Consider the following 24,666-nt stretch of genomic DNA (forward strand, 5'->3'; position numbering starts at 1 on the left):
TAGATCTTCTACCGGCCCGGTCACGTACCGTCCCGGTCGTGAGAGAGTTCGACATCGCCTACGGCGACGAGGTGGCCCGCGCCCGGCGCGACGGCACCCCGATCGTCGCCCTGGAGACCACCATCGTGTCCCACGGCCTGCCCCGCCCGGACAACCTGGCGGTGGCCCGCCAAATCGAACAGGCGGTACGCGACAACGGCGCCGTCCCGGCCACGATCGGCATGCTGGGCGGCCGGATAGTGGTCGGCATCGATGACGAGCAGCTGACCCGGCTGGCGACCGCCGACAACGTGGCCAAGCTGTCGGTCCGCGACCTGGCGGTGGCCGCCGCCACCGGCGTGGACGGCGCGACCACGGTCGCCGGCACCAGCGCGATCGCGGCCGCGGCCGGGATCGGCGTGTTCGCCACCGGCGGACTGGGCGGGGTGCACCGGGGCGCCGCGTACGACGAGTCCGCCGACCTGGTGACCCTCTCCCGCTGCCCGATCGCGGTGGTGTGCGCCGGGGTCAAGTCGATCCTGGACGTGGGCGCCACCCTGGAGCGCCTGGAGACGCTCGGAGTCAACGTGGCCGGCTATCGCACGACCCGGTTCCCCGGCTTCTTCATCACCGACAGCGGCTTCGCCCTGGACTGGTCGCTCGACTCGCCCGAACGGATCGCGGCCGCGCTGCGCGCCCAGCGGGAGCAGGGCCTGCACCGCGGTGCCCTGATCGTGGCCAACCCGCTGCCCGTCGACCAGCAGCTCGACCCGGTGCTGCACGACCGGGTACTCGAGGAGGGGCTGGCCAAGCTGGACAGCGAGGGCATCACCGGCAAGGCGGTGACCCCGTTCCTGCTGTCGCACTTCCACTCCGCCACCCAGGGGCGCAGCCTGGCCGTCAACGTGCGGCTGATCCTGCGCAACGCCGCCCTGGCCGCGCAGATCGCGGTCGCCGCGGCCAACAAGTGACAGGTCGGATCATCGTCGTCGGTGACATCGTCACCGACGTGCTGGCTGTCTACAATGGACAGTTGGTGACCGACTCCGACACGCCTGCCCGGGTGGCGCTGACCGCGGGCGGTTCGGCGGCCAACACGGCGACCTGGCTGGCCGCGGCCGGCACGCCGGTCACCATGGTCGGGGTGGTGGGCGACGACGCCGCCGGGGACGCGCGGCTGGGCGAACTGACCGCCGCCGGGGTGGACGCCGTGGTACGCCAGGTGGCGGACGCGGCCACCGGCACCGTGGTCGTGCTGTCCCGTGCCGACGAGCGCACCATGCTCTGCGACCGGGGCGCCAACGCGCGGCTGACCGAGGCCGACATCGACCGCGCGCTGGCCGCCGCCGGGGACGCGGTGCACCTGCACCTGTCCGGGTACGCGCTGTTCGACGGGGAGTCCCGGCCGGCCGGACGGTACGCGCTGGCCGCCGCCCGGGCTGCCGGGCTGACCACGAGCGTGGACGCGGCCTCCGCCGGTCCGTTGCGCCGGGTCGGCGGGGCACGGTTCCTCGACTGGGTACACGGCACCGACGTGCTCCTGGCCAACCTGGACGAGGCCGTCGTCCTGGTCGGAGCGCCCGACCCGGTGCCGCTGGCCGGGTACGCGAGGCACGCCGTCGTCAAGCGGGGCGCCGATGGGGCGAGTTGGGCCACGTCCGGCTCGAGTCCGGTCGACGTACCGGCGCAGCCGGCCCGGGCCGTCGACGTCACCGGGGCCGGCGACGCCTTCGCGGCCGGGCTGCTGCGCGCCTGGCTCGCCGGGGCACCGCCGGTCGACGCGCTGCGCGAGGGCGCCCGGCTGGGCGCGGCGGCCGTGTCCGTCGCAGGCGCCAGGCCGCCCGCTACTCGGGCTTGAAGATCTGGTCCGGCTCCAGGATCTCGTCGGACTTGAAGATCGCGTCCGCGTCGATGATGCGGATCTCCTTACCCGGCGTGAGCGCGGCCCGCTCCTCGGGGGCGGCCTGAGCCGGGGCCGGAACGGAGGGCTGGGTCCGTTTCCTCGGCGGCCGGTCGTTGGCCAGCAGCACCGCGAACCACGGGATCAACACCATGCCGACCAGGCACAGCGGGATCCAGATCCACAGCAGCGGGGCGTGCAAGCCGACCAGGAGGGCCGCCGCGATGAGGCACAGCGCCCGGAAGGACATCATCAGCAGGTATCGGACCTCGCGCGAGTGCAGCTGATCGCCCTGGCTCTCCTCGGCACTGGTGATCACAACCGGTCGAGAGGTTCGCTTCACGTCCGGCAACCTTCCTCGGGGCTAACCTTCATCCTCGCACCGTTGCGATTCGGCCGGGGATCGGACCAGTGCCAACGACACCGCCCGCGCGGGATCCTCGGCGAAGGCGAGCCCGGGCAGCGGCCGCGCGGCCCGTGATGATCGACGCCATCCGGAAAGGCGGTCCGGCATCGCCGGCACCACGGACCACCGTCCGGCCCTATCCTCAACGGATGCGGAAGCGCCCGTCGTGATCTTGGACGAGGTGGCGGCGGCCGGCAACCCGACCTGACTTGATCCGCCGGCTCACTTGGCCTTGGCGGCGGCCTTCACTTGCTGCTTGTGCTCGCGCACCTTGGTCAGCGACTGCTCGTCCACGATGTCGGCCACCGAGTAGTGCGCCTTGGCCTCGCCGTACATGCCGGCCGCCTCGCGCCAGCCCGCCGGGCGGATGCCGTACTGCTTGCCGAGCAGCGCGACGAAGATCTGCGACTTCTGCTTGCCGAATCCGGGCAGGGCGGCGACCCGCTCCAGCAGCTCGGCTCCGCTACCGGCCTCGCCCCACAGCACGGCGGGGTCGGCGTCGTAGCGCTCCACCAGCACCCGGCACACCTCCTGTACCCGGGCCGCCATCGCCTTCGGGAACCGGTGCAGGGCCGGCGGCTGGGCGAAGATCTCCACCAGCGCCTCGGGATCGAAGTCGGCCAGTTCCCGGGCGTCGAGCTCGTGGCCCAGCCGCTGCTGGAGCACGTACGGCGAGCCGAACGCCTTCTCCATCGGGATCTGCTGGTCCAGCACCATCCCGATGAGCAGCGCGAGCGGGCTGCGCTGGAGCAGCTTGTTGGCCTGCTCGTCGATCGGCAGCGTCAGTGTCACGGCGGCCTCCCAGGTCGCGGGCTGTTGCCGTCCATCCTGCCCGTTCGACATCCGTCCCGGACAGCCGGCCGGACCGTTTGTGGCCAGGCACTCCACGCCGGGCGTGGCTAGTCCACCCGAACGCGAGTCAATAGCGCGTTGACGACGTGAACGCCGCCGCGAACGGTGGCGCCCACGTCGTACGGCTCACCTCTCATGCCTTGTCGAACTCGCCATCCTTGTCGAACTCGCCATCCTTGACTCCCGCGATGAACGTCGTCCATTGCGCGGGCTCGAAGACCAGGACGGGTCCACGCTGGTCCTTGCTGTCGCGTACCGCCACCGAGTCGTTGAGGTCGGCGACCTCAACGCACTGCCCGTTCGCGCTCGAACGGCTGCTCTTGCGCCAGGTCGCCCGGGTAAAGTCCGGTTTCTTCATGTCCCTGCACCTCCCTCCACTGCTCGGTGCTGCTGGCGATGTCACTGATCAGGCGCAGGGAGTCGGCCGGGCCCAGGGCCGCTGCCCGCAGATACTCGAAGATCCGGGTGTATCGCCGTACGTCAGCGTCGCGTTCGAGGAACAGATCCCCGGCCATGCTGTCGATATAGACCAATTCTGGGTCAGCGGGGTCCGGGAAGTCCATGATGGCGAACGATCCCGCCATCCCCGGATGCGCGCCGAGTGCGTACGGCAGCACCTGGATGGTGATGTCCGGCGCGTCGGCGGTCTCGACGAGTCGTGCGAGCTGAGCCGCCATCACGGTTGGACCGCCAACCAGCCGATGCAACACGGCTTCATCGAGGATCGCCCAGAGCTGGAACGGTGGCGTCCTGGCCAGGAACGGTTTGCGCCGCATCCGCGCCTCGACCCGAGGCTCGACCTCGTCCTTGCCGGCGAATGGCAGCCCCCCGCTGATGACGGCGCGCGCGTAGTCCTCGGTCTGCAGCAGGCCCGGCACGAACAGGGACTCGTAGTTCCGGGTGCCCCGCGCCTCGGCCTCGAAGCTGATGTAGGTCAGGTGGGCCTCGGGCAGCTCCGACTCGTACCGGTGCAGCCAGTTCAGCTCATTGGCCCGCTGGGACATTTCCACCAGATCGGCGCGACGGTCGGCGTCGGCGACCCCGTACAGATCGAGCAGGGTGAGCAGGGTGCGGCGCTGCGGCCGGACCTTGGCGGACTCGATGCGGTACATGGTGGCGCCGTTGATGGCCGTCTTCGCGGTGACGTCCTCGCGGGTCAGGCCCGCGGCCGTACGCAGTCCGCGCAGCTCGTTGGCGAGCCGGCGAAGGCGGATGGTGGGCGGCTGGCGGCGTACCGGGGTTGGCGAATCCATGCTGGTCGACTCCGGCTCCTCTAAATATGACCACCGTGCATCTGCAGCAACGGCCCTAATTTAGCTGATGATCACTCCCTGAATGCAACCTGGAACTCGGCGTGATGCTAGTGCACGATGGGCTGAGTACGACATCCCGTTTTTTGCGTTAGCTCCTCGGCTCGGATCAGCATTCGCCCCCTCTCCGCCGGTGCACGTCGCACCACGACACGTTCCCCGACGCGTCCTGCCTGTGAGGTACTCATGCCGCTGTCACTTGCCCTGCCCGCGCTCGTCGGCGTCGGGCTCCTGGGGTTCCTGGCTGGGCTGTTCGTCCTCAGGGTCAAGAGTCGCTGGTGCCCACGGTGTGGCGTCACGCTGCGCTGCCCGAAGTGCGCCGGGCTCCGGGGAGTGGCTCGCCGGCCCGGCGGCGCGGCGTGATGCCCACCGCCGCGAGCCGGATACCGGCGCGGCAGGCCGGGGCCTCGCGTCCGGCGGAAGACCATCGGGCCCGCCGGCCCGCCTGGAGCTGCGCCATTGACGCGGCCCCGTGGCCGTGCCCGCTCGCCCGTGAGGCGCTGGCCGGGGCCTACCGGCACGACCCGGACCGGCTCGTGCCGCACCTGGCCACCCTCATCAAGCTGGCGGCGTCCGATCTCTGGCCGGCCGACCCGGTACTGCTCTATGAACGGTTCATCGCCTGGGCGCTGCCGGTGAGCCTGTTCTGCCGGCTGTGCGGCAAGCCCAGTCACGACGCCATCCCAGGCATACCGCCACGCTTCATACCGTGTGAGGTGGCCAAGCGACTCCACACGCCCGGCCGGGGCCCCTCGGGGCGGGCCGGCTGACGGGCCGCGACGTTTGCCCCTCCGATCGATCGGGAACTTCGTCCGCCATGTCCTCGATGGCCTCCTCCGCCCGTCGTGCCGCCGATCGCGCCGGCGACAGCACCGTCGTCCACGCGCTGGCCCGGGGCGGGTTCGTCGGGTACGGCCTGCTGCACCTCGCCGTCGCCTGGCTCACCCTGCAGATAGCGCTGGGGCACTCGTCCGGCGAGACCGACCAGTCGGGGGCCTTCCAGCTCATGGTGCGGCAGCCGTTCGGCCGGGTGCTCGTGTGGATCATCGTGGTCGGGCTGTGCGGCATGGCGCTCTGGCAACTACTGGCGGCGGCCACCGGGTACCGGGACGAGCGCGGCACGCGCAAGGTCTTCGAGCGGATCGGCGCGGCGGGGCGGACCGTGATCTACGCGGCCCTGGCCTGGGACGCCGCGAAGGTCGCGGCCGGCAGCCCGACGTCCAGCGCCGGGCAGCAGCGGCAGACCACCGCCGGTGTCCTGGCGCACACCTCCGGCCGGGTGCTGGTGGCGTTGGCCGGCGTGGCAGTGCTGGGCGGCGGAATCGGGTTGATCGTGTTCGGCGCGAAGCGCGCGTTCGCCAAGCGGTTGGACACTGGCCGGATGGGGCCCGGTACCCGCACGGCCGCGACCGTGAGCGGCATGCTCGGATACCTCGCCAAGGGCGTCGGGTACGGCATCGCCGGCGGACTGCTGTTCGTCGCGGCGGTGCACCGTGACCCGAAGAAGTCCGGTGGGCTGGACGCGGCCCTACACTCGCTGGCCGGCAAGCCGTACGGGCAGGTACTCCTGATCGTGATCGCTATCGGGTTCGCCGCCTTCGGCGTCTACTGCTTCTTCCAGTCCCGCTACCGCGACGTCTGAGGCGTACCGGCAGGATGGACGGGTGCCTGACTACCCTGCCCTGCTCGAACCGGCCGCGATGTGGCGGCTCCGCGAGGCGCTGATCAGCGCCGGGTACACCAGCAACGGGATCGCCGCCCGGATCGGCCCGGCGGCCACCGCGGCCATCCGCCGGGGCGACTTCCGGGCCGCCCTGCGCGCCACGGTCGACCGCGACCCGCTGGCCACGCTGATCCGGCTGTTCATCTGCGCGAAGATCGAACCGGAGCGGACGGTGCGCGCGGCGTTGCCGCTGGACGACCTGCTGGCGGCCGGCATCCTGGTGCCCTCGGACGGCGGGGTGCGGGCCGGCATCGACCTCGAACCGTACGGCGACGACTGGTGGGTCGTCTCCGACCTGGGTACCGGCGCGCAGGGCGGGCCGCTCCCCGAAGATCACGTGCTGGGCGTCGGGGGTGCCTCCACGACCCTGACGCAGGCCACCCTGCGCGCACCGGTCGGCACCGCGCTGGACCTGGGCACCGGCTGCGGGGTGCAGGCACTGCACCTGTCGACGCACGCCCAGCGGGTGACCGCCACCGATCTGTCCGAACGGGCGCTGCGCTTCGCCGCCACCACCGCCGCCCTGTCCGGGCTGGACTGGGAACTGCTGCGCGGCGACCTGGCCGCCCCGGTCGCCGGTCGCCGGTTCGACCTGGTGGTGAGCAATCCGCCGTTCGTCGTCGGGCCGGGCGTGGCCACGCACACGTACCGGGACTCGGGGCGGGCCGGCGACGCGATGTGCGCCGAGTTGGCCGCGGCGGCGCCTGGCCTGCTGGCCGAGGGCGGCACCTGCCAGTACCTGGCCAACTGGCTCTACGTCGCCGGTGAGGACTGGACCGAGCGGGTCGCCGGCTGGTTCGCCCGTACCGGGCTGGACGCGCTGGTGATCCAGCGGGAGGTGACCGACCCGGTGTCCTACGTCAACCTGTGGCTGTCCGACGCCGGTGAGCGGTCGGACCCGAAGCGGGCGGCGGAGTGGCTGGACTGGTTCGACGCCAACAAGATCGAGGGGGTCGGGCTGGGCCTGGTGACCCTGCGCCGGACCGGGCGCCGCGATCCGCTGGTACGCATCGAGGACCTGCGCCAGACGATCGACCCTCCCCTGTCCGAGCACCTCGCCGGCTGGCTGGGCCGGCTGGACTGGCTGCGCGACCGGGACACCGCCACGCTGCTGCGCGAGCGGTACCGGGCGGCCGACGGCCTGACCCTGCAGCAGGAGGCCACCATCGGCGCGGAGGGCTGGGCGGTGGACCGGCAACTGCTGACCCTGCCCGGCGGCCTACGCTGGAGCGAGGAGGTCGACCCGCTGGTCATGGCGCTGATCGGGGGCTGCAACGGGGCGGTACCGATCGCGGATCAGCTCTCCGTGCTCGCCGCCGCGCACCAGGTCGCGGAGGCCGCGCTGGCCGAGGTCGCCGGGCCGATCATCGGGCACCTGGTCGAGCGCGGCTTCATCGAACCGACCCTTTCGGGCGCAGCCGCCCGGCCGGCGGCGGGTCCGGCCGGCGCGACGCGATGAGGGCGCTGGTCCAGACGGTCAGCCGGGCCAGCGTGACCGTAGACGGGGAGGTGGTCGGCGCCATCGAGGACGGGCTGCTGGTGCTCGTCGGCGTCACCCACACCGATACCGCCGAGACCGCCGACCGGCTCGCCCGCAAGGTGCACGAGCTGCGATTGCTCGACGACGAGCGGTCGGCGGCCGAGATCAACGCGCCGGTGCTGGTGGTGAGCCAGTTCACGCTGTACGGCGACGCCCGCAAGGGGCGCCGGCCGTCCTGGGTGGCGGCGGCCCCCGCCGAGGTGGCCGAGCCGCTGGTCAACGAGTTCGCCGCGGCGCTACGGGCCCGTGGCGCCAAGGTCGAAACCGGCCGTTTTCGCACTCACATGTTGGTCGAGAGCGTTAATGTCGGGCCTCGGACAGTACTCCTGGAAATCTGACCTAAGCCGCGAATCACCTCACGGATTCACGCCGCCCACTCGTCGCCTTACCTCGACTTCACGCGCCGAGGTCCACTCTCGTCCTTGAAAGCAAGACAGCTTCGAGTACGGGGAGGCGAGTGAACGTGGCCCAGCCACTCACCGCGACGCGAATCAGGCCGGCGACCAGCGCCGACGAGCAGATAGATGCCGCCGACGACGCTTCGGGGGAGTCGGCGACCGCCGCCACGGCGGGTAAGCGCTCGCACGCGCTTCCGGCGACCGGCGAGCGGGCGGCAGCGAGCGACGCGGGTGACACGGGCGACGAGCCGGCGGACCTTGACGCCGAGGATCGCGGCAGCGTCTCCGCCGACCTGGTGCGCGCCTACCTCAACGGCATCGGGCGCACCAAGCTGCTCACCGCCGCACAGGAGGTCGAGCTCGCCAAGCGGATCGAGGCCGGGCTGTACGCCGAGGAGGTCCAGCCCAAGGCGCTTGACCCCGAGCTTCGCGCGGAGCTGGCCGTCATCGCCCGGGAGGGGCACGCGGCAAAGGATCACCTGCTGGAGGCCAACCTGCGGCTGGTTGTCAGCATCGCGAAGCGGTACACGGGACGTGGCATGGCCTTCCTCGACCTGATCCAGGAGGGCAACCTCGGCCTCATCCGCGCCGTCGAGAAGTTCGACTACACCAAGGGCTACAAGTTCTCCACCTACGCCACCTGGTGGATCCGCCAGGCCATCACCCGCGCCATGGCCGACCAGGCCCGCACCATCCGCATCCCGGTGCACATGGTCGAGCAGGTCAACCGGATGGTACGGGCCCGCCGCGACCTGGCCACCGCGCTCGGGCGGGAACCCACCGTCGCCGAGATCGCGGGCGCGCTGGGCGTCGAGGAGTTCCAGGTCATCGAGCTGATCTCCTACGACCGCGAGCCGGTCAGCCTCGACCAGGCGGTCGGCGAGGACGGCGAGAGCGCCCTCGGTGACTTCGTGGCCCGGGTGGACCCGCGCGACGAACCGGCCGACAGCGTCGCCAGCGGGATGCTCCGCGAGGAGGTGGAGGTGGTGCTCTCCACCCTGTCCCAGCGTGAGCAGGCGGTGATCCGGCTGCGCTTCGGCCTGGACGACGGGCGGCAGCGCACCCTCGACGAGGTGGGCCGGGAGTTCGGCCTGTCCCGCGAGCGGATCCGCCAGATCGAGAAGGTGACCCTGCTCAAGCTGCGCGACCCGTCGCGGTCCAAGCGGCTGGAGGCCTACGCCAGCTGACGCTGACGCATCATCGACAACGGGCGCCGGAGGACACCTCCGGCGCCCTCGCCGTGCCGGCGGTCTCAGCGCAGCCGGCGGGGACCGGTGTCGGGGCGCTCACTCGACTGTCCGTAGTGGACGGTCGCGTGCAGTACCGAGACCCCGTCCGGCCGGGCCAGCACCGGATTGAGGCTCAGCCGGCGCACCTCCGGGTGGTCGTCGATCAGCCGGGCGGCCCGCAGCAGCACCTCCTCCAGCGCCTCGATCCGCACCGGGCTGGCCCCACGGTGCCCCAACAGCAGAGCCGACGCCCTCGGCTGGCGCACCAGCGCGGCGGCGTCCCGGTCGGTCAACGGGACCGCCCGCCAGGCCCGGTCCCCGAGCAGTTCCCCGGTGACTCCGCCGGGACCGAAGCCGATCACCGGCCCGAAGGACGGGTCCTGTACCGCCTCGATCACGCAGGACACGCCCGGCGCCACCATCGGCTGCACGATCACCTCGACCGGGCCGGCCGGCGTACCGAGCCGCCAGAGCCGGACGAGTTCGAGGTAGGCGGTGCGGACGGCGTCGGGGCCGGCCAGGTCCAGCCGTACCGCGCCGAGATCGATCCGGTGCCGCAGCTCGGGATCGGCCAGCTTCATGGCGACCGGGTACCCGAACGCCGCCGCGGCGGCCAGCGCCGACGGTACATCGGTGGCCGTGCGCGACTCGACCACCGGAATGCCGTACCCGGCAAGGAGTTCCTCGGGTGGGGCACCGGCTCGGATATCCACAATGGACAGATCCGGCACGGTACCGGGTGGCTCCCGCCGCCAGGCCGCGTAGGCGACCACCCGGCCCAGTGCGCGTACCGCCTCCTCCACCGACGGGTACCTGGGCACGGCGGAGGAGCGTTGGCCACGATCTGGCTCGGGCTGGGCTCCCCCGGCGGGCAGGTCGCCGGCGAGCAGCGTGGCCACCACCGGCTTGTCCCCAGCCGCCACGGCGGCGATGCGCTCGCCGAACTCGGCCACCTCGGCGGGCTCCAGCGGTGGCGGCGGCGCGCAGGCGACCACCAGCGCGTCCACCTCGGGATGCCTGGCCGCGTCGGCCAGCGCGGCGGCGAAGCGTGCCGGATCGGCCCGGACGCCCACGTCGGACGCGACGGTGACGTCGAGCCCGGCCGCGTCGCAGGCGCCCATGGCCAGCATCGCCAGGGCGGACGAGTTGGTGACGATGCCGACCCGGCCACCGGCGGGCAGCGGCTGACCGGCCAGCAGCACGCCGACATCGAACATCTCCGCCACGGTGTCCACCCGGATCACCCCGGCCCGGGCCAGCAGCGCCCGCCCATCAGGCTCGGGCCCCAGCTCGGCCCGGGCCAGCGGCGCCCCACCGTCCGGGTCAGACTCCGGATCGGGCCCCGGGTCGGGGTCGGACGCGGTGACGCCGGGACCGGCCGGGCCCCAGCCCGGCGGGCGGCGCAGGTTGGCGACCGCGACGATCGGCTTCTGCCGGCCCAGCCGCCTGGCCAACCTGGTGAACTTCCGGGGATTGCCGAACGTCTCCAGGTACAGCAGGACCACGTCGGTCGCCGGGTCGTTCTGCCAGTACTGCAGCAGGTCGTTGCCGGACACGTCGGCCCGGTTGCCCGCCGAGACGAAGCTGGACAGGCCCAGCCCGCGCCGGTCCGCCTCGGCCAGCAGCGCGACGCCGAGCACTCCGGACTGGCAGAAGAAGCCGGCTCGCCCACGCGGCGGGAGGTGCGGCGCGAGCGTGGCGTTGAGCCGCACCGCCGGATCGGTGTTCGCGATGCCCAGGCAGTTCGGGCCGATCAGGCGGATGCCCGCCGCCCGCGTCTCGCGCAGCAGCTCGCGCTGGGCGGCGACGCCGGCCGGCCCGGTCTCGGCGAAGCCGGCGGAGAACACCACCACCCCGGCGACGCCGGCCGCGGTCGCGTCGGCCACCGCCGCCGGCACGGCGGGCGCCGGCACCGCGATCAGGGCAAGGTCGGCCGGCGCCGCCAAGGATTGTCCATTGTGGACCTCGTGCACCGGACCGGCGAAGGACGCCAGGTTGCGCAGCACGGCCGCGCCGACCCCGGTGCCGTCGCGCCGCGCGCCGTACAGCGCGACCGACGCGGGAGCCAGCAGCCGGGCGATCGAGGCGGCCTCGGTGAACTGCTCCCGCCGGTACTGGACGGCCAGCGACTGTTCGGTGGGCCCGATCGGGAACTCCAGGTGCACCACGCCGTCCGCGTACTCCCGCTGGATCTGGTACCCCGCGTCGGCGAACACGCGCAGCATCCCGCTGTTGATCGGCAGCACCTCGGCGACGAAGCGGGTGATCCCGGCGGCCCTGGCGAGCTCCGCCAGATGCTCCAGCAGCACGGAGCCGATGCCCCGGCCCTGGTACGCGTCCGCCACCACGAACGCCACCTCGGCCTCGTGGCCGCCCGGGCTCAGCCGGTCGTACCGGCCGATCGCGATGAACCGGCCGCCGGCCAGGACCACCAGGGCCTCCCGGTCGCGGTGGTCCACGTTGACGAACCGGTACAGGTCCCGCTCCGGGATCCGCGGGTACGGCGAGAAGTAGCGCAGGTACCGGGTGCGCTCCGAGAACTGGCCGTGCATCGCCACCACCGCGTCGGCGTCCTCCGGCCGAAGCTGTGTGATGTGGACGGTGGAGCCGTCGGCCAGCAGCACGTCGGAGCCCGAGTCCCGGGCGGCCGGCGCACCATCACGGCCCGTCGCACCATCACGGCCCGTCGCACCATTACGGCCCGGGTCGGAGTCTTCGGCGGGGCGCATGGGATCAGTCCCGTGGGTCGTGCGGGTCCAGGCCGAGCAGCGGGAAGACCGCCTTGCGGGTGGCGATGATCGCACGGTCCACCGCGTCCGGGTCGTGGCCGGGCTGCCAGGGCTGCCACCGCGGCGGAGTACCGTCGGTCATCGATTCCGGGGCGGGCCGGCCGGGGCGGCGCCGGTGGGCCAACTCCCGCCACCCGCTCGGGGTCGGCAGGGCCGGGTCCAGGGGCTGCCCGGTCGCGATCGCCAGCAGATGCGTCCACGCCCGGGGTACCGCCTCGACCAGCGCGTACCCCCCGCCGCCGGTGGCCACCCAGCGCCCGCCGCAGACCTCCTCGGCCAGCGCCGACAGCGCCAGATAGCTGGCCCGCTGACCGTCCACCGACAGCCGCAGGTCGGCCAGCGGATCGAGCCAGTGCGCGTCGGCGCCGCACTGGGTGAACAGCAGTTCGGGCTGGAAGGCCCGCACCACCGACGGCACCACCGCGTGGAACGCCCGCAGCCAGCCGGCGTCACCGGTACCGGGCGGCAGCGCCACGTTGACCGCGCCGCCCTCGGCGTCCGGCCCGCCGGTCTCGGTGGGGAACCCGGTGCCCGGGAACAGCGCCAGCGGCGTCTCGTGCAGGCTGACGGTCAGCACCCTGGGATCGTCGTAGAAGACCTCCTGCACCCCGTCGCCGTGGTGCACGTCCACGTCGACGTAGGCGATGCGCCGCGCGCCGCGCTCCAGCAGCCGGGCGATCGCTATCGCCGGGTCGTTGTACACGCAGAAGCCGCTCGCCCGCTCCGGCATGGCGTGATGCAGCCCACCCGCGACGTTGATCGCATGTGGCGCGGCACCAGACCAGACCGCCTCGGCGGCCGCCACGGTGGCGCCCGCGATCAGCGCGCTCGCCTCGTGCATCCCGGGGAACACCGGGTTGTCCGGCGTGTCGAGGCCCCACTCGGTCGCGGGTTCGGCCGGCTTCCGGCGCGAGCCGGCCGAGCGCACCGCCTCGATGTACCGCTCGCTGTGCACCAGGCCCAGCAGGTCGTCGCCGGCCGGGTCGGGTGCGACGAGCCGGACCCCGGGCCGGTCCAGCACGCCCAGTTCGCGGGCCAGCGCCATGGTCAACTCGACCCGTACCGGATCGAGCGGGTGGTCGCCGAGGTCGTACCCGAGCAGCGCCTCGTTCCAGACGACGACGGTGCCCGCCCCGGCCTCGTCCGCGCTCACGAGGTGGCTACCGGACGGTCCGGATCGGTGATCCACTCGCTCCACGAGCCGACGTACAGCGCCGGATCGGTGATCCCGGCCACGGTGAGCGCCAGCACGGTGCGCGCGGCGGTGACCCCCGAGCCGCAGTACGCGCCGACGGTGCCGCCCGGCAGCACGCCGGCCTCGGTGAACTGGGCGCGGAGGTCGGCCACCGGGAGCAGGCGCCCGTCCGGCGCGGACAGCCGGGCCGCCGGCAGGTTCACCGCGCCCGGAATGTGACCCGCGACCCGGTCGACCGGCTCGGTCTCGCCCCGGTAGCGCGGCTCCACCCGGGCGTCCAGCAGCACCCCCCGCCGGGCGACGTCGGCCGCGCCGGCCGCGTCCAGCACCGGAAGCTTGCCGGGGGCCACGGTGAAGTCCCCTGGCGCCGCGCTCACCTCGCCCGGCTCGACCGACCTGCCGGCCGCCGTCCAGGCCGCGTACCCGCCGTCGAGCACCCGTACGTCGGGGTGCCCGGCCCAGCGCAGGGTCCACCACAACCGGGCGGCCGCGTCGCCGGCTCCCGTGTCGTAGACCACCACCGGATGCTCCTGGCGGACCCCGGCGGCGCGCAATTCCCGCTGCAGCCGGTCCGGCTCGGGCAGCGGGTGCCGCCCTCCGGCGCCGGGCGGACCACTCAATTGATCATCGAGGTCGAGGAACACCGCGCCTGGTATGTGCCCGATAAGGTAATCCCGCCGCCCCGGCGGCCCGCCCAGCCGCCAGCGCACGTCCAGCACCGATGGCGGCGCCGGCGCGGTCAGCAGCTCCGCGAGGGCGGAAACATCGATCAACGGGCTTTCGTTGTCCAAGGCAGGCCAGTCGTTCACACCGACAGTTTGTCTCACGTGGCGGGTACCATTCACGCTCGGAAGGAAGGCACAGGTGAACGATCTCCTCAACACCCCAGACCTTATAGTTCAACAAAATCTTGGTGCCGCCATCGGCGCGGGCCGATCGGTTCTGCGCACCGCCGCCCGGGAGGAGCCCGGCCGTGTCCACGTCTGACCTCATCGATACCACCGAGATGTACCTGAAGACCATCCTGGAGCTCGAGGAGGAGGGCGTCACGCCGCTGCGGGCGAGGATCGCGGAGCGGTTGCACCAGAGCGGCCCGACCGTGAGCCAGACCGTCAACCGCATGGAGCGCGACGGGCTGCTGACCGTCGAGGGCGATCGGCACCTGCTGCTGACCGAGGCGGGCCGCGCGTACGCGGTCTCGGTCATGCGCAAGCACCGGCTGGCCGAGCTCCTGCTGGTCAACGTGATCGGCCTGCCCTACGAGGAGGCCCACGACGAGGCCTGCCGGTGGGAGCACGTGATGAGCGAGGCGGTCGAGGCCAAGGTCTACGAGTTGCTCGGCCGGCCCACCCGCTCGCCCTACGGCAACCCGATCCCGGGCCTGTCCAACCTCAACGACAACGAGGCGTCGGCCGCCCAGCCCGGCGAGGTCGAGCGGAATCTCGCCTTCCCCGGGTTGTCCGGCACCGTGATCGTCAAGCGGATCTGCGAGAGCGTGCAGAAGGACTCGGGCGTGCTGCGCCAGTTGCACGCGGCCGGGGTGGACCCGGGCGCCACGGTCAACGTGGCCCAGGACCGCAACGACATCATCATCGACCGCTCCGGTGATCAGGTCCGGCTGCCGCGCGAGGTCGCCTGCCGGGTCTTCGTCGCCTCGCACTGACCGCGCGGCCCGGCCGGGCGGGGGCGCCATCGGGCCGCGAAGCACCAGAGATCCACTCGTATCGTCGGGAAGGCGTCGGGCAATTCGCCCGCGCCCCCGGCGAACCGGGTGCCCGCCGCGGGGCTTGATGAGCGGGGCTTGATGAGCGGGGCTTGGTGAGCGGGCCCCGGGGCGCGGTTCTTCGCGGACGGTCTTCGGCAGCGGACGCGGGCGGTCTCCCCCGGCGATGCGGACGGATCTTCGTCGGCGGGTCAGGCGGTGGTCAGGTCGATCTGCTTGGCCAGCGTGATCAGCTTTGGCAGCAGCGCGTTCAGGTCGCCGGCCGCGGTGCCGTTCGGACTCTGGTACCGCAAAACGATCAACCGCTGGTTGCCGGACAGCCAGCCCACCTCCAGCCCCGGGCCCGCACCGTTGCCGGCGGGCACCGCCACGCTGTAGGCGACCTTGCCCAGCTCGTTGACCGACGAGCTGCCCTTGGGGGACACCTTCTTCTTGAAGGTCGTGAGGTCGACCGTGCTCGGGGTCAGCGCGAGCGACAGGTCGGGCAGGTTGGCCTGCGTCTGCTGCAGCACGCAGGTGTAAGTGTTGCCCTGGTTCCCGGACGCCGCCACCCCGAAGGTGACGCCGATCTGCGCCTGGATCTCGTCGAAGTCCAGCAACTGGCACGCGCCGCCGGACTCCTCCGCCGGTTGCCCAGTGGGCGTGGGCAGGACGACGCTGCCCAGGTCGGTGTCCGAGGGGTCGGGGCCACAACCGGCGGCGACCAGCACGGCGCCGAGCAGCGCCGCCGCGTACAGCCCACGAATCGGCCAGCCACGCATCCTCTTCCTCTTTCTCCGATCCGTGGGCTCAGGCCGGCAACTCATCGACGATCCTGCGAGCGATCTCCAGGGAGCTGGTGGCCGCCGGCGACGGCGCGTTGAGCACGTGCAGCTGGCGGTCCGCGCGCAACAGGATGAAGTCGTCGGCCAGCGCACCGGAGCGGAGGACCGCCTGGGCCCGTACCCCGGCCGGGGCCGGTACGAGATCCTCACGGGTCACCTCCGGTACCAGCCGCGCGAGACTGGCCGCGAAGCGGCGCCGGGACAGCGACCGGCGCACCTCGTCCACGCCGGTACCCAGGTGGGTGCGGGCCAGCCGCCACAGCCCCGGGTACCCCGCGGCCTCGGCGAGGTCACGCACGTCCACCCGGCCCCAGCGGTACCCCTCGCGCGACAGCGCCAGCACCGCGTTGGGGCCGGCGTGCAGGCTGCCGTCCGCCATCCGGGTCAGGTGCACGCCGAGGAACGGCAGGCTCGGGTCGGGTACCGGGTAGATCAGGCCGCGCACCAGCTCCCGCCGCACGGTGAAGTACTCCCCGCGGAACGGCACGATCTGTACCTCCGGCCGGCACCCGGCCAGCCGGGCGATCCGGTCGGCGTACAGGCCGGCACAGTTGATCAGCACGTCGACCGGCACGTCGCCGCCGCTCGTCCGTACCGCGCCGGAGCCGATCCCGGTGACCCTCGCCCCCAACCGGATCTCGCCGCCGCGCTCGACCACGAGCCGGGACAGCGCGTCGCACACGGCCCGGTAGTCGGTGATCCCGGTCGTCTCCACGTGCAGCGCGGCGACACACGACACGTGCGGCTCGATGCCGGTCGCCTCGGCGGGGCCGATCAGCTTGGCCGGCACCCCGTTGGCGACCGCCCGCTCGGCGAGGGCCCGCAGCCTGGGCAGCTCGTCGTGCGCGGTGGCCACGATGAGCTTTCCGGTGATCTCGACGGACACGCCGTTGTCCCGGCAGAACTCCACCATCGAACGGGCGCCCGCCACGCACAGCTGGGCGCGCAGGCTGCCGGGCCGGTAGTAGACGCCGGAGTGGATCACGCCGGAGTTGTGGCCGGTCTGATGGGCACCGACCCGCGATTCCTTCTCCACCACCGTGACCGTCGCTTGTGGACGGTCGAGGAGCAGCCGGTGCGCGACCGCGAGGCCGACGATCCCAGCACCCACGATGACGTAGCGGGTAGCCTGCACCGGCACACCCTACCGCCGGCCGCCGTCGCGGGGCCCTGAGGAACCGTCCCGATCGCGCGGCACGAGGCCCGGCCCGCCTCCGGGTGCGGCGGTACCCTCCGCGCGACCGGCGTGGTGATCATCGCCGGCGTGCCCGGACCCGGCCGGCGCGGGACCGCCCGATCGCGTCCCCCGGGTGGGGCCGCCAAAACGGGCTCCGTGGCGGCCCTCCACAACCTGGTCCGGTGGGGGCCGCCACAACCCGGCCCGGGCCGCGCTCCCGGACGAGGGCGACGCGGCGGGCCGGTGCACGATGGACTGGTGACACTGCGTTTCGTGCTGGATCCCTACCTCACTCCCCAGCTCCGCGACGAGATCGTCGCCCTCTGGACGGACGTCAGCAACGCGGGCGGCGCGGTCGGCTTCGTGGCCCCCGTCACCCCGCAGGACGTGCGTCCCACCGCCACCGCCGCCTTCGCCGCCGTAGAGGAGGGGCACGATCGGCTGCTCGTCGGCTTCGACGGCGACCGGCCGGCCGCGATGCTCCTGCTGACCAGTAACCGGTTCGCGCTCAAGGAGCACTGGCGGACGGTCAAGCGAGTGATGATGCGCCCGGACCTGCAGGGGCACGGGTACGGTGCCGCGCTGATGCGCGAGGCCGAGCGGGTGGCCCGGCTGCTCGGCTGGGAGGCGCTGCACCTGACGGTACGGGCCGGGCTCGGTACCGAGCGGTTCTACGAGGGGCTGGGGTACAAGGAGGTCGGCCGGCTGCCCGGTGCGCTGCGGGTGGGACCCGGCGACCACCGCGACGAAATCCACATGTGGCGCGCCCTGGATTAAGTTTCTTCGCGCGTACCGGCGTGTCTGCACCCGAGCCCAGCGGAACCAGGACCAAGAGGCCTGAAACGTGATGAAATGAGCTATCCGCCCCAACCAGGCGGAGGCTCCCGGATCACAGGTCGGGGACTGCGGCCTCCGTCATGGCAGCTCCGCAGCACGCCAGAGAAGGTCGTCATGAGTACCACGGACGCGCCCACCACGCCACGGCGCCCCATGCGGGCCGACGCCCGCCGTAACTATGACCGGCTGCTCACCGCGGCCAAGGCAGCATTCACCGAGCACGGTGCCGAGGCGTCCCTCGAGGACATCGCCCGTCGCGCCGGAGTCGGGATCGGTACGTTGTACCGCCACTTCCCGACTCGACAGACACTGTTGGAGGCGACATTCCGCGACCTGCTCGACGCGTTACAGGACCGCGGTCGCGCGCTGCTCTCCGACGCCACACCGGGCGACGCGCTCATCGACTGGCTGCACACGTTGATGGACTACGTGTCGCGCTACCGGGGGCTCTCCGAGCTCGTGATGAGCACCATGCGCGATCCGGGGTCAGACCTGTACACGTCGTGCAGTGGGATGCGTGAGGTCGGCGCGCAGCTGCTGGTGCGCGCCCAGCGGGCCGGCGCGGTCCGCGATGACGTCAACGGCGCGGACCTCATCATGATCGTGAACGGGATCGCCTGGGCCGGCCAGCGCGCACCCGCCACCGACCGCGTCGACCAGTTGCTCGACGTCATGATCGGCGGCCTGCGGGAAACGGCCACGCTGGCTCCCGCACCGAGCGTGCCGGCCGTGCCGGCCGCGACGCCCAACTGACCGATCGACCCGGCCGCCGCCCGTGCGCGGCGGCGGCCGGAGCCGCCGAACGCCCTCAGTTGGCGACCCCGATGCTGTGGCCCGCCGTCGCGGGGTCGTCGAGCACCCGCAGGGTCGCGGTGGCCAGGTCCGCCCGGGACACCCTGATGCCGCGGGTATTGCGGTCGACGGCGGTGCGGTAACGGCCGGTGCTCGCCCGGTTCGTCAGCCGCGGCGGGCGCATGATCGTCCATTGCAGTCCGCTCGCGCGCACCAGCTGCTCCATCCGGCGCAGATCATCGAAGCCGTCCCGCAGCAACCGCCCGAGCAGCGGCTTGGCCACATAGCGGGCCAGGAGCCCGTCCCCCTCGTCGACGTACGGGCCGCTGGCCGAGATCACGACCAGCCGCGCCCGGCCCGCCTTCTCCATCGCCTGAATGATCGTCGCCGTGCCGGTGGAGCAGATGCCGGCCTGGTCGCCCGGGCGCGGGCCGAGCCCGGAGACGATGGCGTCGGCCGGCTCGACCGCGGGGAGGATCGCCTCCGCGTCGGTGACCGGGGCCGCCAGCACGGTCAGCCGGCCGGACGGCGGCAACCCGAGCCGGGCCGGATCGCGGACGACCGCGATCACGTCGTGGCCGGCGTCGAGCCCCTGGCGGACGATGTGGGCGCCGGTGCCACCGGTGGCACCGAACACAGCGATCTTCATGGCCCATCCTCGTTTCGGTGGTTAGTGAGTGCTCACTCACCTAGTATCGGTAAGCGAACACTCACCTGTCAACGGGAGCCAGCGGTGGGAACGCGCGACACCATCCTCGACGCGGCCATGCACGTGATGCGCACGCGCGGGCTGAACAACGCCACGACCAAGGAGATCGCGAGGGCGGCCGGCTTCTCCGAAGCGACGCTGTACAAGCACTTCGAGGACAAGGAGGACCTGTTCGTCGAACTGCTGCGGGGCCGGGTACCACCTTTCCTGCCGGTGATGAAGGCACTGATCGGCCGGGTCGGGCGGGACACCGTGCGGGAGAACCTGGCGGAGATGCTGCGCGCGGCCGTCGACTTCTACCTCGACAGCTTCCCCGTCTTCGCCGCCACGTTCGCCGAGCCGCGACTGCTGGCCCGGCACCGTGAGGCACTGGCACAGGGCAACCTCGGCCCGCACCGGGCCGTCGAGGGCCTTGCCGAGTACCTGCGCAAGGAACAGGCGCTGGGCCGGGTGGCGGCGGAGGCGGATCCGGCGGCGGTGGCGGCGATGCTGCTGGGCGCGTGCTTCCAGTACGCCTTCCTGGCGCATTTCGCCGGCCGGGAACCCGATCCGGCGGACGCGACCGCGTACAGCGAGTCCATCGCGGACTCTGCGCTGCGAGCGCTGGGCCTCACAGCCGGGTGAGCACCCAGGCGCGCAGCCCGTCCGGCGGTTCGAACGGCATCACCCGGCCGGCCGCGGCGGTCGCCTCCGCCAACAGGCCGGCGGTCGCCACCGCGGCGGCGCGCAGCGCCTCCGGCTCCAGGCCGGCGACGGTCGCCTCGATGCCGTCGGGCAGCACCGGGGCCGGCTGGTCGAGGATCGAGGTCAGGCCGCGGACCGGGTACGGCACCTCCCGCGCGATCGCGATCAACCGCCAGACCTGGGTACGGGCCTCCTCGAGCCGCTGGTGCGCCTCCCACACCGATCCCCGGTCGAGGTACTTGGCCAGGTCGCCGAGCGCGATCCAGCCCAGGGCGGCCCACTCCCGCACCGTCTCCGGCTCCACCCCGAAACTGCTCGGCCGCCAGGGCCGGGCGAGGCGGCCGTCGGGGTCGTAGAGCGCTACCGCGTGTGGCCTTAGCCCGGCCCGCCAGGACGCCGGGAGCAGCACCATGCTGAGCTGGCTGCCGTCCTGGTACAGCGTGAACAGGTGCCAGGACGGCTCGTCGCCGCGCCCCGGCAGCTGCTGCGCCAGCTGGTCCGCCGCCGCGCCGAGCCGCGCGGCGAGCCACCGGCCGTGGCGCAGTGCGTCGGGCCAGTGCTCGTCCGCCACGCCGACGGCGCAGTCGATGTCGGATCGCTCGTCACCGGCGCCTCGGGCCAGCGAGCAGCCGAGTTCGAGGAAGCGCACCGTCGGCTCGGCGCGTACCGCGTCAAGCAGCCCGGCCAGCAGTTCGCGCTGCCGCCAGACGGCCTGCGGCATCGCATCGATGAAGGCCCGGCCGGAGAGCTGAGCGTCGACCATGGTCAAGTTCTACCAGAGCACCGATCGAACCAAGATCACGGCCGGCACGCCAAGGACTTCCCGATGGCGCTCCACCGGCCGGCAACGGACAGGGGAGCCGGACGATGCCCGGCTCCCCTGCTGTCAGAACGAGTTCGACCTGAACGACGGGTCGAGGTCAGCTGCAGCCGCTGGTCGAGCCGCAGCCCTCGCAGACGTAGCAGCTGCCGGCCGGGCGCATCTTGGTGCCGCAGGTGAAGCACAGCGGTGCGTCCGCCGCCTTGCCCTGCACTAGCTCCAACAGCTCCGTCGACGAGCCGACGCGGCCCGCGGGCCGGTCCTCCACCCGCGCCTCCGCCGGCGCCACCGGCCGGCTCGGCTTCTCCGTGCTGCCCGCGGGCGCCACCGGCGCCGACGCTGCCAGCGCCGTCAGGTCCACCGACTCCTCGCCGCCACCGGCCGCCTCCGCGCGCAGCTGCGCGGCGCGCTCCTCGGCCGTGAAGATCCCGAGTTCGGCCCGGCGGTCATAGGGCAGGAAGTCCAGCGCCAGCCGCCGGAAGATGTAGTCCATCACCGACGCGGCCATCCGGATGTCCGGGTCGTCGGTCATGCCGGCCGGCTCGAAGCGCATGTTGGTGAACTTCGAGACGTAGGTCTCCAGCGGCACGCCGTACTGCAGGCCGATTGAGATGGCCACCGAGAAGGCGTCCATCACCCCGGCCAGCGTCGAGCCCTGCTTGGACATCTTGAGGAAGACCTCGCCCAGGCCGTCATCCGGGTAGGACGAGGCGGTCAGGTAGCCCTCGGCACCGCCGACCGAGAAGGAGACCGTCTCGGACGGGCGCTTCTTGGGCAGCCGCTTGCGCACCGGCCGGTACTCGACGACCTTCTCCACCGCGGCCGACGCGGTCGCGGTGGGCGCCGAGGCCGGCTCGCTGGACTTCTTCGCCACCGACAGCGGCTGGCCGACCTTGCAGTTGTCCCGGTAGATCGCCAGCGCCTTGAGGCCGAGCTTCCAGCCCTCGAGGTAGATGTGCGCCACGTCCTCGACCGTCGCCGACTCCGGCATGTTGACGGTCTTGGAGATGGCACCGGAGATGAACGGCTGCACCGCGGCCATCATCCGCACGTGCCCCATCGGCGCGATCGACCGCTCCCCCATCGCGCAGTCGAAGACCGGGTAGTGCTCCGGCTTCAGGCCGGGCGCGTCGATCACGTGGCCGTGCTCGGCGATGTGCTCGACGATCGCCTCGACCTGCTCCTCCGGGTACCCGAGGCTGCGCAGCGCCCGCGGCACGGTCTGGTTGACGATCTGCATCGAGCCGCCGCCGACCAGCTTCTTGAACTTGACCAGGGCGAGGTCGGGCTCGATGCCGGTGGTGTCGCAGTCCATCATCAGGCCGATCGTGCCGGTGGGCGCGAGGACCGACGCCTGCGAGTTGCGCCAGCCGTTGCGGGCGCCGATCTGGTTGCCCCGCCGCCACTGCTTGGCGGCCTCCTTCAGCAGCGCGGTGGCGTTGCTGCCGCGGGCGACGACCGCGTCGCTGGCCTCCGCGTGCTTGCGCATGACCCGCTGGTGGCCGGTCGCGTTGCGGGCGTACCCGTCGTACGGGCCGACGACACCGGCCAGCTCCGCCGAGCGGCGGTACGCGGTGCCGGTCATCAGCGAGCTGATCCCGGCCGCGACCGAGCGCCCCTCGTCCGAGTCGTACGGCAGGCCGGACGCCATCAGCAGCGCACCGATGTTCGCGTACCCGATGCCGAGCTGGCGGTACGCCCGGCTGGTCTCGCCGATCTTCTCGGTCGGGAAGTCGGCGAACGTGATCGAGATGTCCATCGCGGTGATCACGAACTCGACCGTCTTGACCAGCTTCTCCACCTCGAACGAGCCGTCCGAGCGGAGGAACTTCAGCAGGTTCAGCGAGGCCAGGTTGCACGAGGAATTGTCCAGGTGCATGTACTCCGAGCACGGGTTCGACGCGGTGATCCGGCCGCTCTCCGGGCAGGTGTGCCAGTCGTTGATGACGTCGTCGTACTGCAGGCCCGGGTCAGCGCACTCCCAGGCGGCCTGCGCGATCTTGCCGAACAGCTCCTTGGCGTCGATGGTCTCGATCACGGCGCCGTCCAGCCGGCCGCGCAGCGAGAAGCTGCCGCCGTCCTCCACCGCGCGCATGAACTCGCCGGATACCCGCACCGAGTTGTTGGCGTTCTGGTACTGGACGCTGACGATGTCCGTACCGCCCAGGTCCATGTCGAACCCGGCGTCGCGCAGCGCCCGGATCTTGTCTTCCTCGCGCGCCTTGGTGGCGATGAACTCCTCGATGTCGGGGTGGTCCACGTCGAGGATGACCATCTTGGCCGCCCGACGGGTCGCGCCGCCGGACTTGATGGTGCCCGCGGAGGCGTCCGCGCCGCGCATGAAGCTGACCGGGCCGGACGCGGTGCCGCCGCTGGTGAGCAGTTCCCGGGAGGAGCGGATGCGGGACAGGTTCACCCCGGACCCCGAGCCGCCCTTGAAGATCAGGCCCTCCTCCTTGTACCAGTCGAGGATGGCGTCCATCGAGTCGTCGACGGCGAGGATGAAGCACGCCGAAACCTGCTGCGGCGACGCGGTGCCCACGTTGAACCACACCGGCGAGTTGAAGCTGAAGACCTGGTGCAGCAGCATCCAGGTGAGCTCGTGCTCGAACACCTCCGCGTCGGCGGCACTGGCGAAGTAGCCGTGCTCCTCACCGGTCTTGCGGTAGGTGTGCACCACCCGGTCGATCAGTTGGCGCAGGCTCCACTCCCGCTCCGGAGTGCCGACGGCGCCCCGGAAGTACTTGGTGGTGACGATGTTCCCCGCGTTGACGCTCCACGAGTCGGGGAACTCGACGCCGTGCTGCTCAAAGTTGATCGAACCGTCCCGCCAGTTCGTCATCACGACGTCCCGGCGCTCCCAGCTCACCTCGTCGTACGGGTGGACCCCCTCGGTCGTCCACACCCGCTCGACGTGCAGCCCGCCCGCTGCCGCGGCTGTCTTGCCCCGATCGCCCGTGCCCGATGACGTACCTACGGCACCCGTCATGCCATCCCCCTCGCCGTCACGGCTAACCCACCGTGCTTCCTCAACTGTGAAAACTGACTAGTTCAGCCGACCGGAGCCGGCTGACGCTGCGCTCCGGCTGGTCCCGCGGCGTCCGGCCCCTGCTGTCGGTCGGCGCGCAGAGACGCGATTTCCCGCTCGAAGTCGCCCAACGAATCGAAGGACCGGTAGACGCTGGCGAACCGCAGATAGGCCACCTCGTCCAGATCGCGCAGCGGCCCGAGGATCGCCAGACCCACCTCGTGGCTGGGCACCTCGGCCGCACCACGCGCGCGGATCGTCTCCTCGACCTTCTGTGCCAGCAGCGCTATCGCGTCTTCATCCACCGGCCGGCCCTGGCACGCCTTACGCACGCCAGTCATGATCTTGACTCGGCTGAACGGCTCGGTCACCCCACTGCGCTTGACCACCGCGAGGACCGCCTCCTCGACGGTCGTGAACCGCTTGCCGCACTCCGGGCAGGCCCGGCGCCGCCGGATCAACTGGCCGTCCTCGGCCTCTCGGGAGTCAACGACTCGCGAGTCGGCGTGGCGACAGTACGGGCAACGCATTGCCCCACCTCCGATCGCTTCGGTCCGGTGCCATCCGCCCTCGGGCACACCGAACGAAGCCGACAGCGCCAGGCGCGGCCAGCTAGCGACTTCGAGGCGGCATGTCAAGCCGGTGGGCGCGTCATCCACAACCTGTGGATGACTTACACCTCTGTAACTACTAGATGTTGTGGTTGAACGTTAGTCCCACCGTCATCCGCCGCGCAACCCAGACACTCGTA

General features: G+C 72.0%; 24 protein-coding genes. 11 read left to right on the top strand and 13 right to left on the bottom strand.

Going from position 1 to position 24,666, the window contains the following annotated elements; all coding sequences use genetic code 11:
* The first annotated feature begins 38 nt into the window (after positions 1-38).
* Both ABEA87_RS08285 and ABEA87_RS08290 read left to right on the top strand, forming a co-directional pair.
* Positions 39-950 (top strand): pseudouridine-5'-phosphate glycosidase, encoded by a 912-nt coding sequence (locus tag ABEA87_RS08285; RefSeq protein WP_345627598.1) that lies wholly within the window; start codon positions 39-41, stop codon positions 948-950.
* Positions 947-1,837: a carbohydrate kinase family protein gene (locus ABEA87_RS08290; protein WP_345627600.1), complete on the top strand. Its 891-nt coding sequence runs from the start codon at positions 947-949 to the stop codon at positions 1,835-1,837. The genes ABEA87_RS08285 and ABEA87_RS08290 overlap by 4 nt, the downstream gene beginning before the upstream one ends.
* On the opposite strand, the gene ABEA87_RS08295 is transcribed toward ABEA87_RS08290, so the two are convergent.
* The 4 genes from ABEA87_RS08295 to ABEA87_RS08310 form a co-directional block, all read right to left on the bottom strand.
* Positions 1,824-2,222, bottom strand: a complete 399-nt coding sequence (locus tag ABEA87_RS08295; RefSeq protein WP_345627601.1) for a DUF3099 domain-containing protein — start codon at positions 2,220-2,222, stop codon at positions 1,824-1,826. The genes ABEA87_RS08290 and ABEA87_RS08295 overlap by 14 nt on opposite strands.
* A gap of 285 nt (positions 2,223-2,507) precedes the next feature.
* Positions 2,508-3,077 (bottom strand): HhH-GPD-type base excision DNA repair protein, encoded by a 570-nt coding sequence (locus ABEA87_RS08300; protein ID WP_345627602.1) that lies wholly within the window; start codon positions 3,075-3,077, stop codon positions 2,508-2,510.
* Between the two features lie 193 nt (positions 3,078-3,270).
* The gene (locus tag ABEA87_RS08305; RefSeq protein WP_345627603.1) at positions 3,271-3,495 is read right to left on the bottom strand and encodes a DUF397 domain-containing protein; all 225 of its coding nucleotides are present in this window, start codon (positions 3,493-3,495) and stop codon (positions 3,271-3,273) included.
* On the bottom strand, positions 3,422-4,390 hold the full coding sequence (locus tag ABEA87_RS08310; RefSeq protein ID WP_345627604.1) for a helix-turn-helix domain-containing protein: 969 nt from the start codon (positions 4,388-4,390) through the stop codon (positions 3,422-3,424). The genes ABEA87_RS08305 and ABEA87_RS08310 overlap by 74 nt, the downstream gene beginning before the upstream one ends.
* 419 nt (positions 4,391-4,809) lie before the next feature.
* Between ABEA87_RS08310 and ABEA87_RS08315 the strand changes: the two genes are divergently transcribed.
* The 5 genes from ABEA87_RS08315 to sigB all read left to right on the top strand — a co-directional run bounded on the left by ABEA87_RS08315 (position 4,810) and on the right by sigB (position 9,295).
* On the top strand, positions 4,810-5,217 hold the full coding sequence (locus ABEA87_RS08315; RefSeq protein WP_345627606.1) for a hypothetical protein: 408 nt from the start codon (positions 4,810-4,812) through the stop codon (positions 5,215-5,217).
* A gap of 56 nt (positions 5,218-5,273) precedes the next feature.
* Entirely contained in the window at positions 5,274-6,089 is an 816-nt protein-coding gene (locus ABEA87_RS08320; protein WP_345627608.1) for a DUF1206 domain-containing protein, read from the top strand.
* A 22-nt stretch (positions 6,090-6,111) separates the two neighbouring features.
* The gene (locus ABEA87_RS08325) at positions 6,112-7,629 is read left to right on the top strand and encodes a DUF7782 domain-containing protein (protein ID WP_425570796.1); all 1,518 of its coding nucleotides are present in this window, start codon (positions 6,112-6,114) and stop codon (positions 7,627-7,629) included.
* Positions 7,626-8,048, top strand: coding sequence for a D-aminoacyl-tRNA deacylase (gene dtd, locus ABEA87_RS08330; protein ID WP_345627610.1), 423 nt, complete (start codon positions 7,626-7,628; stop codon positions 8,046-8,048). Before ABEA87_RS08325 ends, dtd begins: the two co-directional genes overlap by 4 nt.
* Positions 8,049-8,173: 125 nt before the next feature.
* Positions 8,174-9,295: an RNA polymerase sigma factor SigB gene (sigB, locus tag ABEA87_RS08335; RefSeq protein WP_345627612.1), complete on the top strand. Its 1,122-nt coding sequence runs from the start codon at positions 8,174-8,176 to the stop codon at positions 9,293-9,295.
* A 65-nt stretch (positions 9,296-9,360) separates the two neighbouring features.
* On the opposite strand, the gene ABEA87_RS08340 is transcribed toward sigB, so the two are convergent.
* Genes ABEA87_RS08340 through ABEA87_RS08350 form a run of 3 tightly spaced genes read right to left on the bottom strand, consistent with a single transcriptional unit; the run spans position 9,361 to position 14,130 of the window.
* Positions 9,361-12,066, bottom strand: coding sequence for a bifunctional acetate--CoA ligase family protein/GNAT family N-acetyltransferase (locus ABEA87_RS08340; RefSeq protein WP_345627614.1), 2,706 nt, complete (start codon positions 12,064-12,066; stop codon positions 9,361-9,363).
* A 4-nt stretch (positions 12,067-12,070) separates the two neighbouring features.
* Positions 12,071-13,279, bottom strand: a complete 1,209-nt coding sequence (locus ABEA87_RS08345) for an acetoin utilization protein AcuC (protein ID WP_345627615.1) — start codon at positions 13,277-13,279, stop codon at positions 12,071-12,073.
* Positions 13,276-14,130: a sulfurtransferase gene (locus ABEA87_RS08350; RefSeq protein ID WP_425570797.1), complete on the bottom strand. Its 855-nt coding sequence runs from the start codon at positions 14,128-14,130 to the stop codon at positions 13,276-13,278. The genes ABEA87_RS08345 and ABEA87_RS08350 overlap by 4 nt, the downstream gene beginning before the upstream one ends.
* A 164-nt stretch (positions 14,131-14,294) precedes the next feature.
* On the opposite strand from ABEA87_RS08350, the gene ABEA87_RS08355 reads away from it, so the two are divergent.
* Positions 14,295-14,984 (top strand): metal-dependent transcriptional regulator, encoded by a 690-nt coding sequence (locus ABEA87_RS08355; RefSeq protein WP_345627617.1) that lies wholly within the window; start codon positions 14,295-14,297, stop codon positions 14,982-14,984.
* Between the two features lie 251 nt (positions 14,985-15,235).
* Here ABEA87_RS08355 and ABEA87_RS08360 read toward each other — a convergent pair whose 3' ends face one another.
* Positions 15,236-15,805: a hypothetical protein gene (locus tag ABEA87_RS08360; protein WP_345627619.1), complete on the bottom strand. Its 570-nt coding sequence runs from the start codon at positions 15,803-15,805 to the stop codon at positions 15,236-15,238.
* Between the two features lie 28 nt (positions 15,806-15,833).
* Positions 15,834-17,003: an L-2-hydroxyglutarate oxidase gene (gene lhgO, locus ABEA87_RS08365; RefSeq protein ID WP_345627621.1), complete on the bottom strand. Its 1,170-nt coding sequence runs from the start codon at positions 17,001-17,003 to the stop codon at positions 15,834-15,836.
* Positions 17,004-17,303: 300 nt separating this feature from the next.
* On the opposite strand from lhgO, the gene ABEA87_RS08370 reads away from it, so the two are divergent.
* Together ABEA87_RS08370 and ABEA87_RS08375 are read left to right on the top strand one after the other, a co-directional pair.
* Positions 17,304-17,822 carry a GNAT family N-acetyltransferase gene (locus ABEA87_RS08370; protein WP_345627622.1) on the top strand — a complete coding sequence of 173 codons (519 nt, stop codon included), beginning with the start codon at positions 17,304-17,306 and terminating at the stop codon, positions 17,820-17,822.
* A gap of 174 nt (positions 17,823-17,996) precedes the next feature.
* Complete coding sequence (locus tag ABEA87_RS08375; RefSeq protein WP_345627624.1) at positions 17,997-18,635, top strand: TetR/AcrR family transcriptional regulator; 639 nt, start codon at positions 17,997-17,999, stop codon at positions 18,633-18,635.
* Between the two features lie 55 nt (positions 18,636-18,690).
* On the opposite strand, the gene ABEA87_RS08380 is transcribed toward ABEA87_RS08375, so the two are convergent.
* Positions 18,691-19,323 (bottom strand): NAD(P)-dependent oxidoreductase, encoded by a 633-nt coding sequence (locus tag ABEA87_RS08380; RefSeq protein ID WP_345627625.1) that lies wholly within the window; start codon positions 19,321-19,323, stop codon positions 18,691-18,693.
* Positions 19,324-19,407: 84 nt separating this feature from the next.
* On the opposite strand from ABEA87_RS08380, the gene ABEA87_RS08385 reads away from it, so the two are divergent.
* Positions 19,408-20,007, top strand: a complete 600-nt coding sequence (locus ABEA87_RS08385) for a TetR/AcrR family transcriptional regulator (protein WP_345627626.1) — start codon at positions 19,408-19,410, stop codon at positions 20,005-20,007.
* Here ABEA87_RS08385 and ABEA87_RS08390 read toward each other — a convergent pair.
* The 3 genes from ABEA87_RS08390 to nrdR form a co-directional block, all read right to left on the bottom strand.
* Positions 19,994-20,830: a hypothetical protein gene (locus ABEA87_RS08390; RefSeq protein WP_345627628.1), complete on the bottom strand. Its 837-nt coding sequence runs from the start codon at positions 20,828-20,830 to the stop codon at positions 19,994-19,996. The two genes, ABEA87_RS08385 and ABEA87_RS08390, sit on opposite strands and share 14 nt — an antisense overlap.
* A gap of 157 nt (positions 20,831-20,987) precedes the next feature.
* Positions 20,988-23,876, bottom strand: coding sequence for a vitamin B12-dependent ribonucleotide reductase (locus ABEA87_RS08395; RefSeq protein ID WP_345627630.1), 2,889 nt, complete (start codon positions 23,874-23,876; stop codon positions 20,988-20,990).
* A 62-nt stretch (positions 23,877-23,938) separates the two neighbouring features.
* Complete coding sequence (nrdR, locus tag ABEA87_RS08400; protein ID WP_345627632.1) at positions 23,939-24,445, bottom strand: transcriptional regulator NrdR; 507 nt, start codon at positions 24,443-24,445, stop codon at positions 23,939-23,941.
* Positions 24,446-24,666: the final 221 nt, after the last annotated feature.

The organism is Rugosimonospora acidiphila, from assembly GCF_039543385.1.
Taxonomy (GTDB): Bacteria; Actinomycetota; Actinomycetes; order Mycobacteriales; family Micromonosporaceae; genus Rugosimonospora; species Rugosimonospora acidiphila.

Coding starts and splice junctions, on each gene's coding strand:
- ABEA87_RS08320 (WP_345627608.1), top strand. CDS start 5,274: ATGGCCTCCTCCGCCCGTCGTGCCGCCGATCGCGCCGGCGACAGCACC.
- dtd (WP_345627610.1), top strand. CDS start 7,626: ATGAGGGCGCTGGTCCAGACGGTCAGCCGGGCCAGCGTGACCGTAGAC.
- ABEA87_RS08375 (WP_345627624.1), top strand. CDS start 17,997: ATGAGTACCACGGACGCGCCCACCACGCCACGGCGCCCCATGCGGGCC.
- ABEA87_RS08340 (WP_345627614.1), bottom strand. CDS start 12,066: ATGCGCCCCGCCGAAGACTCCGACCCGGGCCGTAATGGTGCGACGGGC.
- ABEA87_RS08380 (WP_345627625.1), bottom strand. CDS start 19,323: ATGAAGATCGCTGTGTTCGGTGCCACCGGTGGCACCGGCGCCCACATC.
- ABEA87_RS08395 (WP_345627630.1), bottom strand. CDS start 23,876: ATGACGGGTGCCGTAGGTACGTCATCGGGCACGGGCGATCGGGGCAAG.
- nrdR (WP_345627632.1), bottom strand. CDS start 24,445: ATGCGTTGCCCGTACTGTCGCCACGCCGACTCGCGAGTCGTTGACTCC.
- ABEA87_RS08360 (WP_345627619.1), bottom strand. CDS start 15,805: ATGCGTGGCTGGCCGATTCGTGGGCTGTACGCGGCGGCGCTGCTCGGC.
- ABEA87_RS08305 (WP_345627603.1), bottom strand. CDS start 3,495: ATGAAGAAACCGGACTTTACCCGGGCGACCTGGCGCAAGAGCAGCCGT.
- ABEA87_RS08390 (WP_345627628.1), bottom strand. CDS start 20,830: ATGGTCGACGCTCAGCTCTCCGGCCGGGCCTTCATCGATGCGATGCCG.
- ABEA87_RS08315 (WP_345627606.1), top strand. CDS start 4,810: ATGCCCACCGCCGCGAGCCGGATACCGGCGCGGCAGGCCGGGGCCTCG.
- ABEA87_RS08310 (WP_345627604.1), bottom strand. CDS start 4,390: ATGGATTCGCCAACCCCGGTACGCCGCCAGCCGCCCACCATCCGCCTT.